The sequence below is a fragment of the Acidovorax sp. ACV01 genome, assembly GCF_014851495.1.
GTDB classification, from domain to species: Bacteria; Pseudomonadota; Gammaproteobacteria; order Burkholderiales; family Burkholderiaceae_C; genus Acidovorax; species Acidovorax radicis.
In genome coordinates, this window is the sequence record NZ_JACUZT010000003.1 from 800,481 (window position 1) to 813,914 (window position 13,434).

The following is a 13,434-nucleotide window of genomic DNA, read 5'->3' on the forward strand; positions in this document are numbered from 1 at the left end:
AAAGTGAGCAACCAGCGCTTGATGGACAAGCGCTGAGAGCCCTTTCTATAGAGGTATGAGCAGGCGTCAGCCAGTCATGGCAAGTCGTTCTTGACGCTGCCCGCAGTGCGCCCTGCGATCCTTGCTCGCACTGCGGGGCACAGTGGTGCCGAGCCGTCCATCAAAAAGCGCATGCGACGACTCTGAAGCAGCGCCATACCGGCCATCAGCACTGACAGCAGAATCAAGCCCCATTCAGACAATGTGGGAATGTTTTGCACACCACCCACCGCGCTGGGTACTGGCGTGACGGCAGCCGACGGAGGTGCTGATGCGTTGCCGCCTGCGGTGTTGGCGGTCACCGTGAAGGTGTACGCCGTGCCGTTGGTCAGGCCCGTCACGGTGCACGAGGTGGCAGGTGCCTGCACGGTGCAACTCGCGCCGCCAGGTTGGGCGGTCACCGTGTACGACGTGGGCGGGGTGCCCCCCACGGGGGGTTGCCAGGACACCGTAACCCGGCCATCGCCAGGGGTGGCGCTGACATTGGTGGGCGCGTTGGGCGCTCCCCCGGCCAGCACGCGCAGGGTGACCGCATCGGATGCCATGCCGTTGGCGAACAGCGTGAGCTGATACAAGCCCGCAGTGACCCCCGACGGCATGGGGCGCCCCGTGAAGGTGGTGGCGTTGGAGCTCTCTGCTGCGAGCCAACGGACGTCCCCGTTGTCTACGCGCTGCATGCGCACCAGGGGCACGTTGGTGGCAGATTGACTGAAACCGCCGCCGCTGCCTTCGCTGTCGCCAGTAAAACGCAGTCCGCCCAGTTGCAGCGCGGAGCCATGCGCGACCTGTGCCGGCGCCGTTGTGATGCGCGGGCGACGCGCATCCGAAACACCCAGTTTTCCACCGTAGAGCATTGCTGTGGCAGCGCCGTTGGCCAGACCGCCTGCGATCAGTACCTGTCCATTCGCCAGCACAGTCGCGGTGTGGTGGTTTCTCCCCTGGGGCAATGGGCCAGCAGTCTGCCAGGTTCCGGCACCTGGGTCGTAAACCTCCGCTGACCCTATGCCAGCCCCGTTGTACATACCGCCGGTGACCAGAACGCGGGCATCGCTCAGGAGCGTTGCCGTGTGGACAACGCGTTTTTGCTGTAGGTCGCTGGTGGGTTGCCAGGCATTCGTCGCGGGGTCAAATATTTCAGCGCTGTTCAGGTAGGTGAAGTTGGCTGTGCCTCCTGCCACCAAAACCCGGCCGTCCGATAGCAGCGTTGCCGTGTGCTGGCTCCGCGCACCTTGCATACTTGGGCCTGATGTCCAGGCACCCGTGCGGGGGGTGTAGAACTCCACAGTAGTGGTGGTTTGTCCGTTCACCGCGTCTCCGCCTACCAGCATGACGCGTCCGTCGCGCAGCAGGGTCGCCGTGTGCCCATTGCGCGGTGTCAACATGGACCCTGCGGACAGCCATTGGTTGGTCGCTACGCTGTAAATTTCCGCCTCTCCCACACCGCCGTTGTTGGTTCCTCCTGCGACAAAAACGTCGCCACCTGGCAGCAAAGTGGACGTGTGCACATACCGTCCATGGGTGAGCGAAGGCGCAGTGGACCACCGATTGGAGATGGGGTCGTACAGTTCGACATCGTTGAGCGAATACGCGCCCCCCACCGCCAATACGCGGCCATCGGTCAGCAGGGTTTGCGTGTGGTACTGCCGTGCCTTTGCCATCGGTGCAGCCGCTTGAAATTGTCCACTGGCGATGTGGTAACGCAGCGTGGTGGCAGAGGGCTGGGCGTAACCACCGTTGGGAATGAGACCACCAGCGATAAGTACGGTGCCGTCGGGCAGTGCAGTGGCTTTGTGATAAGCCCGCAGCGCGGGCAGCGGGCCAGTCGTGGCGGGCGCCAGGGTATCTGCGCTAAACAACTCAGCGCTGTCGAGAGCCACGGCACCACCCTGGCCGCCGACCACGAGCACGTCACCGGTATGCAGCACCAAGGCGGTATGCATGCTGCGCGCTGCGGTCATGGGTGCAAAAACGTTGATCGAACCCGATGACGGGTTGTAGATCTCAGTCTTGTCGATGGGGATCCCCCCCGCCTCGCCCCCGCTGAGCAGCACCCGTCCGTCGGGCAGCAGGGCCGCGGTATGCCGTGTGCGAGAAGCGTTCAGCGTCGCCGAGGGAGTCCACGTGTCGGCGGCGGAGTCGTACAGCAAGGTGCTGGCCAGTGCACCGCTTGCGTCATTGCCACCGGCTACAAACACCTTTCCATCGGGGAGCAGGGTCGCAGTGTGGTCAAAGCGAGGTGACGGCAGCGCTGCCACGGAGGCCCACGTGCCGGTCGATGGGTTCCAGATTGCCACCGCTTTGGTGGAGGACTGGCCGTTGTTGATACCTCCGACCACGAGCACGCGTCCGTCATTCAGCAGCGTGGCTGTGTGCTGGCGCGTGCCTTGGCCCGGCATTTGCGCGATGGAACCCCAGCTCTGCGTCTCGGGGTCATAGATCTCCGCCGATCGCCGCGCTTCAGCGCCAGATTTCCCTCGGCCGCCGACGATGAGCACGCGGCCATCCTTGAGCAGCGTGGCGGTGTGGTACTCACGTTCTACGCCCAGGGAGCCTACCGTGGTGAACTGGCCCGCTTGTGAATCGAAGATTGCGGCCGATGTCTGCGAAACGTTTCCGTTGCTTCCGCCCGCAAGCAATACCGTACCGTTGCGCAGCAACGTTGCTGTGTGGCGAGAGCGGGCTCCGCTGGGCAGTGCCGGCCCGGCAGTCCATTTGCCGGTGCCCGTGTCATAGATCTGGGTGCTCGCGTTGGTGGCGCTGATGGCGCTGCCACTGCGCCCTCCGGCCACGAGCACGCGGCCATCATTCATCTCGGTGGCGGTGTGCTCATAGCGTGCGGTGGCGAAGCTGACCACTGGTTGCCACCCTGCAGCGCTGGCCACGGCCGCGCTGGTCACTCCCAGCCAAAGGGCGGCGGCCCTCAGCACGCGCCGCGTATTCGCGGCCAGTGCGGTATCTGTCATGCGAAATCCCTTCCAAAGAAAACAAAATGGGCCCGCTACGGGCCCGTGGTGAATTCTTTAGAAAAGAGGCCATGGCGGCGACAGCCGTTCAGCGCAAATTCACAGCCGGCTGTTCGGTGGGGGCGTCGGCACCGGGCGTGACACCGCGCTCTCGCTTGTAGGCGCGCGCGAGGATCGCGCCTGTGGAATACCCCACGGCATCGGCCACTTGCTGCAAGGTGAGGCGCTGCTCTTTGAGCAAGCGCTCCGCTAGGTGCAGCCGCCACCGCGCCAGGTAGCGCATGGGCGGAAGCCCCGTCTGCGCCTGAAATCGCTGGGTGAACTGCGTTCTGCTCATGTGGCACAGCGCGGCCAGCGAGCTGGCTGTCCAGGGCTGGGCGCAGCGGGTATGGATGCTCTCCAACGCGACCAGGAGGCGCTCGTCCCGCAGGGCGCTGACGTCTCTGGCCGGGCTCTGCACCGCACGCCCAGGATCGTTCAACCACGCGAGCACCAGCCGCTGCAGGAGTGAGTTCATGACATGCGTGAGCCCGACGCCATTGCCACCTCCTCGAATGTCGGCCATCCATGCGACCAGTTGCGTCATGGTGGGGAGCCAGGTCATCGCATCCGCTTTTGCCAATACCAGGACGGGCGGCAATGAGGCCATCAGCGGATGGGCTGAGAGATCAGAGCGCCAGTAGAAACTGCCGCTCCAGCGCTCGTCCGCCGATGGTGGTGCGTTTGCCGCGTGCCCCATCACGATGTCAAAGGATTTGCCGCGTTGCTTTAGACCCTGGCCCACCAGGTCAGAAAATTGCTGCAGTGGTGCACGCTCATCGGTATAGATGCGGTGGCGCCCTGCGTGCGGCAAAAACACGACGTCTCCCGCATTCAGGGCCAGCGGGGCGTTGTTCTCCCAACACAGCTGGCAACCCTCGCTACCCACGATGTACAGCGGCGCGCGGCTGCGGCTGGTGATCTCCACGTGAAGAGGCGAGTCACATTGAAACTGAAAATGCAGAAAGGGTTCGAACGTGAGGCTGTTGACCATCGCCTCATGGGATCGGTTCGTGGGCGCCAAGGCTGGGCGTGCCTGGTCGGTGACGTTGTGGGTCGGATTGCCGACGATGGGGGCGGGGGATTCTGCACGCGCCTGAAGGGGCCATGCGGCATCTCTCATGGGGGCTCCGTTGAATAGGGTTGGGTGCGTGCGTGCACCCCAGGGAGCGCGATTGTGTGGGGCGGTGGCGGTGTGTACCAGCCCCCCAGGGGGGAATGGCGTTGCCACCCAACTGCTGCTAGTGCTGCTGCAGAATCCGGCCCAGGCTCTCCCAGTCGGCGGCGCCGGTGGCTTCGAAGATGGCCCGCAGATGCTTCTTGAGCGCCGCCGCGCCTACGCCGGTACGTTCCATGCACTCGCTGCGCGCGTGGCCGATACCCGCCAATAGTGCGATTTCGCGTTGCAACGGGCTGAGCGGCAAAGCAAGGACGCGACGCACCACATCAATGCAGCGGGAGTGCTCCAGTTGAAGCGTCAGCATGACCTGGCCGGGCCCCCCTGCAAGCGAGTGCAGTTCGTGCGCTTTGGCCACCAGCCAGCCGTGTGGAACGGGCACGCGCGATGTGCCCTCCTGTGGCAAGCCCAAACGCTGCAACAGATCTTGCGGCAAGTTTTGCGGCCGGCTTGATCGCGAGTCATCGCGCACACCCAGTCCGGCCAGATTGGCTTGACGCAGCAGCTCGGTGGCGGCCGCATCCATCAGCAGGGGGCGCTGATCGGCAGCATCCAGCAGGATATGGCCTGTGGCACCGAACCGCCCGGTTTCCCAGCGGGTGATGAGCGAGGTGGGCTTAAAAGCCCGTGACAGGCTCATGCAGGCACGCTCCAGCATCCTGGCCTGGGCATCGCTAAAGCCGGGGCCAGGCTTCAGAAACAGCGCCGCAATGGCGCGTGTGCGGCCCTCCACCTCGACGCGAAGATCCAGCGTATGTTGGTGGCCGCTGGCGCGCACCAGAAGGTTGTAGCTGTTGGACCGAAAGTACCTTGCCCCCGGGGCCAGGAGCCGACCGACCCGAGGGCCGTCGGTCTTGGCAAGTTCCAGCACGTTCGTTTCCCCGGGCCCGTTGAACAGACGCAGGTATTCGTTGAGAAAAAGATCCTGCGTGGATGCGGGTGAGTCCTCGTGGTGGAACCCGGCAGGAAGGCCGTCTTCGTCCAGCCAGAAAAGCGCAGCGGCATCGGCCCCGACCAGCGTGCGCAACACCGCGCAGACGTCAGGTGCGACCGGCGCAAGCCCCAGACCCAGGTCGCAGAGCATGTCGAGCTGTTGCCAGAGCCGCTGCTGCGAGGCGACGGTTTTGGGAGTGCTGATGGCCTGCGGGCGCATTGGGTTGGGATCTGTGCTACGGCTAATCGGGCATTATCGGCAGCCCGAAACCAGTTGGCGCGATCCGGTTGGCAGAAAATTGAAGCTCTTTGTGCGGTTGCGAGCTTCCGCCAAGCCGGCCGCGACCCGCCCGCCGATGCACTACAGTGCACCCCCATGCACGGATTGCACCTCACTGCCGACCTTCATGGCTGCCGATGCGCGCCCCACTGGCTGCTGGACGCGGACGCACTGGGCCGCGCCTGCACCGAGGCGGTGCAGGCATCGGGGCTGCAGGCGGTCGCCCAGCTTGCTCATGCGTTTCCTTCCACGGAGCATGGGCCCGGAGGAGTCACTGCCACGGTGTTGTTGGTGGAATCCCACTTGTGTGTCCACACGTGGCCCGAGCAGCGGGCGGTCACCCTCGACGTCTATGTCTGCAATTTTGGTGCGGACCACTCGGGCAAAGCGCACGCGCTGATGAATGCTTTGCTGGCACTTTTTGACCCTGTTGCCGCCGAGCGCCACGCACTGCAACGCGGCGCCGTTGTCCAAGAGCGTACGCCATGAACCCTGCGCTACACGCATCTTCCCAAGTCCCCGCATTGCTGCTGGCCGCAGGCCGTGGCGAGCGCATGCGCCCGCTGACCGACACCACCCCCAAGCCCCTGCTGCAGGTGCAGGGCCAGCCGCTGCTGCAGTGGCACCTGGCGGCGCTGCAGGAGGCGGGTGTGGAGCAGGTGGTGATCAACACCGCGTGGCTGGGGGCGCAGATCAGCGATCAATTTTCAAGTGATTTTGGCCTCCAGCGCTTGATAGGTAAGCGCAAGCAGCTATCAATTTCATACTCACACGAAGGTGTGGACTTTGGCGGCGCACTGGAAACCGCCGGCGGCATCGCCCGCGCGTTGCCCCAGCTTGGCCCCTTGTTCTGGCTGGCGGCGGGTGATGTGTTTGCGCCCGACTTCGTGTTCGACAGCGCCGCCGTGTCGGCCTTTGAAGCCAGCCACCACCTGGCCCACCTGTGGCTGGTGCCCAACCCGGCCCACAATCCGCGCGGTGACTTTGGCCTGTCGGCCGACGGGCTGGCGCTGAACCTACCCGCCGAGGACCCCGCGCCCCGCTACACCTACAGCACCATCGCCCTGCTGCGCGCCGAGCTGTTCGCGGCGCCCTGGTGCGACATTCCGCCGGGCAACCCAGGGGGCATCAAAGCCCCGCTGGCACCGCTGCTTCGCCGTGCGATGGACAATGGTCGCGTCAGCGCGCAGCTCTACACCGGCCGCTGGACCGATGTGGGCACGCCAGAGCGGCTGGCCGAACTCAATTCCTATTCTCACGACGCGCCATGAACACCACCGTGCCTGCCTCCGTCTATGCCCAGCGCCGCGCGCACCTGGCTGCCCAGCTGGGCCCTGGGGGCATCGCCATCATCCCCACGGCGCTGGAGCGCCCGCGCAACCGGGATAGCGATTTCCTGTTTCGCCACGACAGCTATTTCTATTACCTGACCGGTTTCACCGAGCCGGGTGCCTGTCTGGTGCTGGCCCACGATGGCCGCAGCACGCTGTTCTGCCAGCCCAAGGATCTGGAGCGCGAAATCTGGGATGGCTACCGCCTCGGCCCGGCCGCTGCGCCCGCCGCGTTGGGCGTGGACGCCGCGCATTCGATGGCCGAACTGGACAGCAAGCTGCCGCGCCTGCTCGAAAACACGGGCTGCGTCTGGTACCCGTTCGCCACGCACAGCGGTCTGGCCGCCCGAGTGGAGGGCTGGCTCAATGTGGTGCGGGGGCGCGTGCGCTACGGCGCCATCTGTCCCGCCGAGCAGAACGATTTGTGCACTTTGCTTGATGAGATGCGCCTGTTCAAGGACGCGCACGAGCAGGACATCATGCGCCGCGCCAGCGCCATCAGCGCGCAGGCCCACATCCGCGCCATGCAGCGCTCGGCCCGCATGCTGCGCGCCGGGGAGGATGTGCGCGAATACCACCTCGATGCCGAGCTGCTGCATGCGTTCCGCGACGCGGGCTCGCAGTACCCGGCCTACAGCTCCATCGTGGCGGCGGGCGCGAATGCCTGCGTGCTGCACTACCGGGCCGATACCGCACCGGTGCGTGATGGCGAGCTGGTGCTGATCGACGCGGGTTGCGAGCTGGACAGCTACGCCAGCGACATCACGCGCACCTTCCCCGCCAACGGAAAATTCACGGGCCCACAGCGTGCGCTGTACGACCTGGTGCTGGCCAGCCAGGACGCGGCCGTGGCTGCCACCAAGGCGGGTGCCCGCTTCAACGACCCGCACGACGCCACGGTGGCCGTGCTGGCGCAGGGCATGCTGGACCTGGGCCTGCTCGACAAGAACAAGGTGGGGTCGGCGCACGACGTGATCGACAAGCGTGCCTACTTCCAGTTCTACATGCACCGCACCAGCCACTGGCTGGGCATGGACGTGCATGACTGCGGCAGCTATGTGGAGCCCGGCGAAGTCGGCCAGGTGAGCGAGCGCAAGGACCCGCTCTCGGGCGAGACCATCACCAACCGCCCCAGCCGTGTGCTGCGCCCGGGCATGGTTCTGACCATCGAGCCCGGCATCTATGTGCGCCCCGCCGATGGCGTGCCTGAGCAGTTTCACAACATCGGCATCCGCATCGAAGACGATGCCATCGTCACGGACACGGGCTGCGAGCTGATCACGCGTGGCGTGCCCGTGAAGGCCGACGAGATCGAAGCGCTGATGCGCGCCTGAGCGTGGGCAAACCCATGGCCTTGGACAACGCTGTGTTGGCGGAATCGGCGGGTGCCCAGGGGCAACCCGCGAAGTGGCGACTGGGCGGTGCGCTGTGGTTGTTGGGCATGCCTGGCGTAGTGGCGGTGGTGTGGGCGCTGCTCCCGCCCTTGAGGGCCAACGAGGCCCTGCTGCCGTTGCCGCTCTGGGCTGTGGTGCTGCTCAGCGGGCTGCAAACGGCCGTGCTGCTGGCGCTGGCGGTGGCAATAGGTGCGTGGCTGGCGCCCCGCGTGGGCCTGCAGACGCCCGCTGTGTCTTCCTGGCTGGCCGGCAGGCCCATCGGCCCCGCCCTGCGTGCCCAGTCCCTGCCCGGCGTGTTGGGCGGTGTGGCGGGTGCTGCGTGGCTGTGGGCGCTGTCCCAGGTGGCGCCCGCCGCGTTGCAACCGTCGGACCCCGCCAGTGCCATGCCGCTGCTGGTCAAGCTGCTGTATGGCGGCATCACCGAAGAATTGTTGGTGCGCTGGGGCGTGATGACCCTGCTGTTGTGGCTGGGCTGGCGGGTGTGGCAGCGCGGGCAGGGCCGGCCGGGCAGGGTGCTTGTGGCTGTGGCGGTGCTGCTCAGTGCCCTGCTGTTTGCACTGGGGCACCTGCCAGCTGCCCAGGCGCTGGCCGGGGTGTTGACCTGGCCCATCGTGGTGTTCGTGCTGGTGGGCAATACGGCCTTTGGCCTGGTGGCGGGCTGGCTCTATGCGCGCCATGGTCTGGAGGCGGCAATCGTTGCCCATGTACTGGCGCATCTGTTGTCGTACCCGTTGCTCTGATGGGCCCCGGGCCACAGGGCGGATGCAAGGGGTAACTCGCATGTAACCGCTTCGTGTGAGAATTGAAACTCGATTACATCCACCAGACAAACGAGAGAAAGAGACAAACCCATGCCTACCCGCCGCGCCACCAAGATTGTTGCCACCCTGGGCCCCGCCTCCAGCGACCCGGCACTGCTGGAGGCCATGATCCGAGCGGGGGTGAATGTGGTGCGGCTGAACTTCAGCCACGGCAAGGCGCAGGACCATATCGACCGCGCTGCCACCGTGCGTGCCGCCGCGCAGCGCGCAGGCCGCGAAGTGGCCATCATGGCCGACCTGCAGGGCCCGAAGATCCGCGTGGGCAAGTTTGCCGAAGGCAAGGTGCAGCTGGAGTCGGGCGCCAAGTTTGTGCTCGATGCATCGCGCACCGAGCTGGGTGACATCGAAGGTGTGGGGCTGGACTACAAGGAGCTGCCGCGCGACGTGAAGGCGGGCGACCTGCTGCTGCTCAATGACGGGCTGATCGTGCTCACCGTCGATGCGGTGCGGGGCGAAGAGGTGCACACCACGGTCAAGGTGGGCGGCGAGCTGTCCAACAACAAGGGCATCAACAAGAAGGGTGGGGGCCTCACGGCACCGGCCCTCACGGCCAAGGACATGGAAGACATCCGCACGGCGATGAGCTTCCAGGCCGACTATGTGGCGGTGAGCTTTCCCAAGAACGCGACCGACATGGAAATGGCGCGCCAGCTGTGCAATGTGGCCGCGTCCGAGTACCGCCACAAGCCGGGCCTGATCGCCAAGATCGAGCGGGCCGAGGCCATCCCCCACCTGGAAGCTATCCTGCGCGTGAGCGACGGCATCATGGTGGCGCGCGGCGACCTGGCCGTGGAAGTGGGCAATGCGGCCGTGCCTGCGCTGCAAAAGAAGATGATCCGCATGGCGCGCGAGCTGGACAAGGTCGTCATCACCGCCACGCAGATGATGGAGAGCATGATCACCAACCCCGTGCCCACGCGCGCCGAGGTGAGTGATGTGGCCAATGCCGTGCTGGACGGCACCGATGCCGTGATGCTGAGCGCCGAGACGGCCGCGGGCCGCTACCCGCTGGAGACGGTGGAAGAAATGGCGACCATCTGCGCTGCGGCCGAGGCGGCGGAGGACCATCAGTTGGACGCCGACTTCACCGGCCAGACCTTTGGCCGGATCGACCAGTCCATCGCCATGGGCGCGCTGTTCACGGCCCACCACCTGGGTGCCAAGGCCATCGTGGCCATGACCGACAGCGGTGCCACGGCCCTGTGGATGAGCCGACACAGCATCCGCATCCCTATCTACGCACTCACCCCCAAGGTGGCCACGCAGCGCAAGATGGCCATGTACCGCAACGTGCGTCCCCTGCTCATGGACACCAGTGCGGACCGCGACACTGCGCTGGAACAGGCCGAGCGCCATCTCAAGAACCGGAATATCGTGCAAAAGGGCGATGTTTACGCCATCACCTGTGGCGAGCCCATGGGGGCGCCGGGCGGGACCAATATGCTGAAGATCTGCGTGGCGAGCTGAAAAGCCAGGCGCTGAGCAATCAGCTGGCGGCCCGGGGTGGGTCGTCGGCCGCTGTGGCGGCTGTGGAGAGGGCGGCCAGGCGTGGGCGCAGGGCCGAAGCGCCCAGGTCGCACAGCCAACCCACCGTCCAGCACAGCCACCCTGTCCACAGGGTGTGGCTCATGAAGTGTGCGCCCCGCGCCTGCTGGGCACCGCCCAGAACCAAGCCTGCCAGCAGTGCGCCTGCCAGCCACCATCGCGCGGCAGCAGGTGCTTTGTGGCGCAGCGCGAAGTAGCCCCCCACAAAAGCAAAGCCCGCTGAGGCATGGCCCGCCGGGAAGCACCGCCCGCCGCCGCCGTCGATCACCCCCAGCGCCCAATGGGAGGCATAGCGCGCCACGCCACCGAACTCCGCCAGGTCCCAGGGGCAGCTGGTGGTGCTCAGGTTCTTGACCACGCTCACCGCCGCAAGTGCCAGCAGGGCACTTAGGGCCATCTGCAGCCGCTCGCCCGCATCCAGGCGCCGCAGCACGCCCCGGGGCCACCACACCCCCAGCGTGAGCAGCAGCACCAGCAGCCACCCCAGTCGGCGGCCGCCTTCATGGAGCACCTGCACGAAGAACCATTGTTCCCGCAGCGGGAACCCCGTGGCAGAGCCAAACGCCTGGGCCAGGGGGATGTCCTGTCCCCCGGCGTCCCAGGCCACCACGGCGGCCAGGATACCCAGCGTCCAAAGGAGCAAAGTACGGTGGCGGGCGGCGAAACGACGGGGCTGGGAAGGCGGGGACAACATCCCACGGACCATAGGGTGCCCCACTTAACACTGTCTTAATGACCCTCCGCAGGGTGCACCGCGCGGCGACAATGGCTGCATGCGAATACTCGTGGTCGAAGACGATGCCGGCATTGCCGCAGGCCTGCGTACCAACCTCCAGCAGCGTGGCTATGCGGTGGATGTGTGCGATGGCGTAGCCAGTGCCTGGGGTGCGCTGCGCGTGGAGCGTTTTGATGCCGTGTTGCTGGACCTGGGGCTGGCCGATGGCGATGGCGGCGAGCTGCTCAGGCGGTTGCGCCTGAGCCCGGCGCCTGGGGCCGGGGCTCCGCAGATATTGCCCGATCCCTCCACTCCCGTGCTGATCGTCACCGCCCGTGACCAGGTGCATCAACGCATTGCGGGGCTGGACCAGGGGGCGGATGACTACCTGGCCAAGCCCTTCGACATCGATGAACTGGATGCACGCTTGCGCGCCCTGTTGCGCCGGGCCGCCGGCCGGGCGTCTCCCACCCTCCGCTACGCAGACATCGAGATGGACCCTGCGGCGCGAACCGTCCACCAGGGCGGCAAGCTGGTAGAGATGTCGCCCCGGGAGTTTTCGGTGCTGCTGGTGCTGCTGGAGGCCCGGGGGCGTGTGCTCTCGCGCCAGCAGATCGAAGAGCGCCTGTACAGCTGGGATGCCGCCATTGAGAGCAACGCGGTGGAGGTCCATATCCACCACCTGCGCCGCAAACTGGGCAGTGCGTGCATCCAGACCATGCGGGGCGTGGGCTATTTCATGCCCCAGGAGCCCTCGGCATGAGCGCCTCTGCAGCGACTCCTGTCGCGCGCGCCCGCCGGCCGTCGCTGACGCGCCAACTGCTGTTGTGGTGCCTCGGGGCGCTGGCACTGGTGTGGGGAAGTTTCGTGTTCATTGGCTACCAGACAGGGGTGCACGAGTCGGATGAACTGACCGACGGGCACCTGGCCAGTGTGGCTGCCCTGCTGCTGAACCTGCGCGCGACCGAGGCCACCGAAGGGCCGCAGGTCACGCAGCGCGCGGCCACACCCTGGCTCAAGTCGCACGACTACCAGCAGTCCCTCAGCGTGGTCCAGTGGGACGCGCAGGGTCGCATGCTCCATCACAGCGGTACGGCGCCGGCACCTGCCTTCGGCGATGTCGAGGGATTCGCCAACATGGCGCTGGGGCCGGACGAGGCGGTATGGCGCAGCTTTTCGCAGTGGGATGCCGCGCGGGCGCGCAAGATCATGGTGCTGCTGGAGTTGCGCGAGCGCGACGAGCTTGCCCAGGACATTGCCGAGCAGATGATCGAGCCTGGCCTCTGGTTGCTTCCCGTCGTGTCGCTCGCCCTGGGCCTGGCCCTGTGGCGGGGCTTGCGACCGCTGTATGCCTTGTCGGCAGACGTCGCGGCACTCGACCCTGCCAGCGCGCCACGCCTAGCCTCGCGCCATGCCTGGAGCGAGTTCGAGTCGGTGGTCGCGTCCATCAACACCCTGCTGGACCGTCAGCAGGCCGCGCTGGTGCGCGAACGCAGGTTGGCCAACGAAGTCGCGCACGAATTGCGCACGCCCCTGTCATCCATTGCCCTGCAGGCCAGTGCCTTGGGCGGAGAGCTGGATTCCGCCGCACGGGCGCAGGCCATTGCCCGCATTGGCCAGGACGCCCTGCGGGCCGGCCATGTGCTCAACCAGCTGCTGGCCCTGGCGCGCGCCAGCCGGGCGGAACTGCACGAGGCCAAGGCGCCGGTGGACCTGTGTGCCGTGGCCCGCCAAGTGTGTGTTGACTATGCGCAGGCTGCCTGGCAGCGGGGGGATGACATCGCCCTGTCGGCGCCACCGGAGCTTTGGGTGTCTGGGCACGTGTTGCTGCTGGACATCGCGGCGCGCAATTTGGTGGAAAACGCGCTCAAACACACGCCGGAGGGCACGCACATCGCGGTGCAGGTGGGGGCTACTGAGGGAGCGGGTGTTTGGCTGCAGGTGTGTGATGACGGCTCCAGGCGCCATGGCGACCTGCCCGCCACTGCGGGTGCGAGAAGTCCCGCCGACAGCCTGCACCTGGGCCACGAAATCCTGCGGCGGGTGGCAGACATCCATGGCGGTAATTTCGGTCCAGCACCTGCCGCCCAGCCCTTTACCACCTGTTTTCGGTTGGATTTGCCCCCTTCGGCGGTCACGCCCCCCGGTTAAAATCGCGAGTTACCAAGCGGTTACCACCGCAATGACCGGCTTACAG

The 13,434-nt window shown here is 66.2% G+C and carries 11 protein-coding genes; 7 read left to right on the plus strand and 4 right to left on the minus strand.

The features are described from left to right. Nucleotides 1–74 precede the first annotated feature (74 nt). From IB243_RS12365 to IB243_RS12375, 3 genes are all read right to left on the minus strand, one after another. Complete coding sequence (locus tag IB243_RS12365) at nt 75–3,002, minus strand: IPTL-CTERM sorting domain-containing protein (RefSeq protein ID WP_192427319.1); 2,928 nt, start codon at nt 3,000–3,002, stop codon at nt 75–77. An 88-nt stretch (nt 3,003–3,090) separates the two neighbouring features. Then, nucleotides 3,091–4,164 carry an AraC family transcriptional regulator gene (locus IB243_RS12370; RefSeq protein ID WP_225584905.1) on the minus strand — a complete coding sequence of 358 codons (1,074 nt, stop codon included), beginning with the start codon at nt 4,162–4,164 and terminating at the stop codon, nt 3,091–3,093. A 118-nt stretch (nt 4,165–4,282) separates the two neighbouring features. Next, nucleotides 4,283–5,371: a hypothetical protein gene (locus IB243_RS12375; RefSeq protein WP_192427320.1), complete on the minus strand. Its 1,089-nt coding sequence runs from the start codon at nt 5,369–5,371 to the stop codon at nt 4,283–4,285. 156 nt (nt 5,372–5,527) lie between these two features. Here IB243_RS12375 and IB243_RS12380 point away from each other — a divergent pair, with 156 nt between their 5' ends. From IB243_RS12380 to pyk, 5 genes are all read left to right on the plus strand, one after another. Further along, nucleotides 5,528–5,920, plus strand: a complete 393-nt coding sequence (locus tag IB243_RS12380; protein ID WP_192427321.1) for an S-adenosylmethionine decarboxylase family protein — start codon at nt 5,528–5,530, stop codon at nt 5,918–5,920. Next, nucleotides 5,917–6,702, plus strand: coding sequence for a nucleotidyltransferase family protein (locus IB243_RS12385; RefSeq protein ID WP_192427322.1), 786 nt, complete (start codon nt 5,917–5,919; stop codon nt 6,700–6,702). Before IB243_RS12380 ends, IB243_RS12385 begins: the two co-directional genes overlap by 4 nt. Next, nucleotides 6,699–8,096: an aminopeptidase P N-terminal domain-containing protein gene (locus IB243_RS12390; protein WP_192427323.1), complete on the plus strand. Its 1,398-nt coding sequence runs from the start codon at nt 6,699–6,701 to the stop codon at nt 8,094–8,096. Before IB243_RS12385 ends, IB243_RS12390 begins: the two co-directional genes overlap by 4 nt. 14 nt (nt 8,097–8,110) lie before the next feature. Then, nucleotides 8,111–8,896 carry a CPBP family intramembrane glutamic endopeptidase gene (locus tag IB243_RS12395; RefSeq protein ID WP_192427324.1) on the plus strand — a complete coding sequence of 262 codons (786 nt, stop codon included), beginning with the start codon at nt 8,111–8,113 and terminating at the stop codon, nt 8,894–8,896. A 111-nt stretch (nt 8,897–9,007) separates the two neighbouring features. Continuing rightward, a complete protein-coding gene (pyk, locus tag IB243_RS12400; protein WP_010464296.1) occupies nt 9,008–10,444 on the plus strand; it encodes a pyruvate kinase in 1,437 nt (478 codons plus the stop codon). A 19-nt stretch (nt 10,445–10,463) separates the two neighbouring features. Here pyk and IB243_RS12405 read toward each other — a convergent pair whose 3' ends face one another. Beyond that, entirely contained in the window at nt 10,464–11,216 is a 753-nt protein-coding gene (locus tag IB243_RS12405) for a phosphatase PAP2 family protein (protein ID WP_192427325.1), read from the minus strand. Between the two features lie 79 nt (nt 11,217–11,295). Here IB243_RS12405 and IB243_RS12410 point away from each other — a divergent pair, with 79 nt between their 5' ends. Together IB243_RS12410 and IB243_RS12415 are read left to right on the plus strand one after the other, a co-directional pair. Continuing rightward, on the plus strand, nt 11,296–12,000 hold the full coding sequence (locus IB243_RS12410; RefSeq protein ID WP_192427326.1) for a response regulator transcription factor: 705 nt from the start codon (nt 11,296–11,298) through the stop codon (nt 11,998–12,000). Beyond that, the gene (locus tag IB243_RS12415) at nt 11,997–13,388 is read left to right on the plus strand and encodes a histidine kinase dimerization/phospho-acceptor domain-containing protein (RefSeq protein ID WP_192427327.1); all 1,392 of its coding nucleotides are present in this window, start codon (nt 11,997–11,999) and stop codon (nt 13,386–13,388) included. Before IB243_RS12410 ends, IB243_RS12415 begins: the two co-directional genes overlap by 4 nt. Nucleotides 13,389–13,434 lie beyond the last annotated feature (46 nt).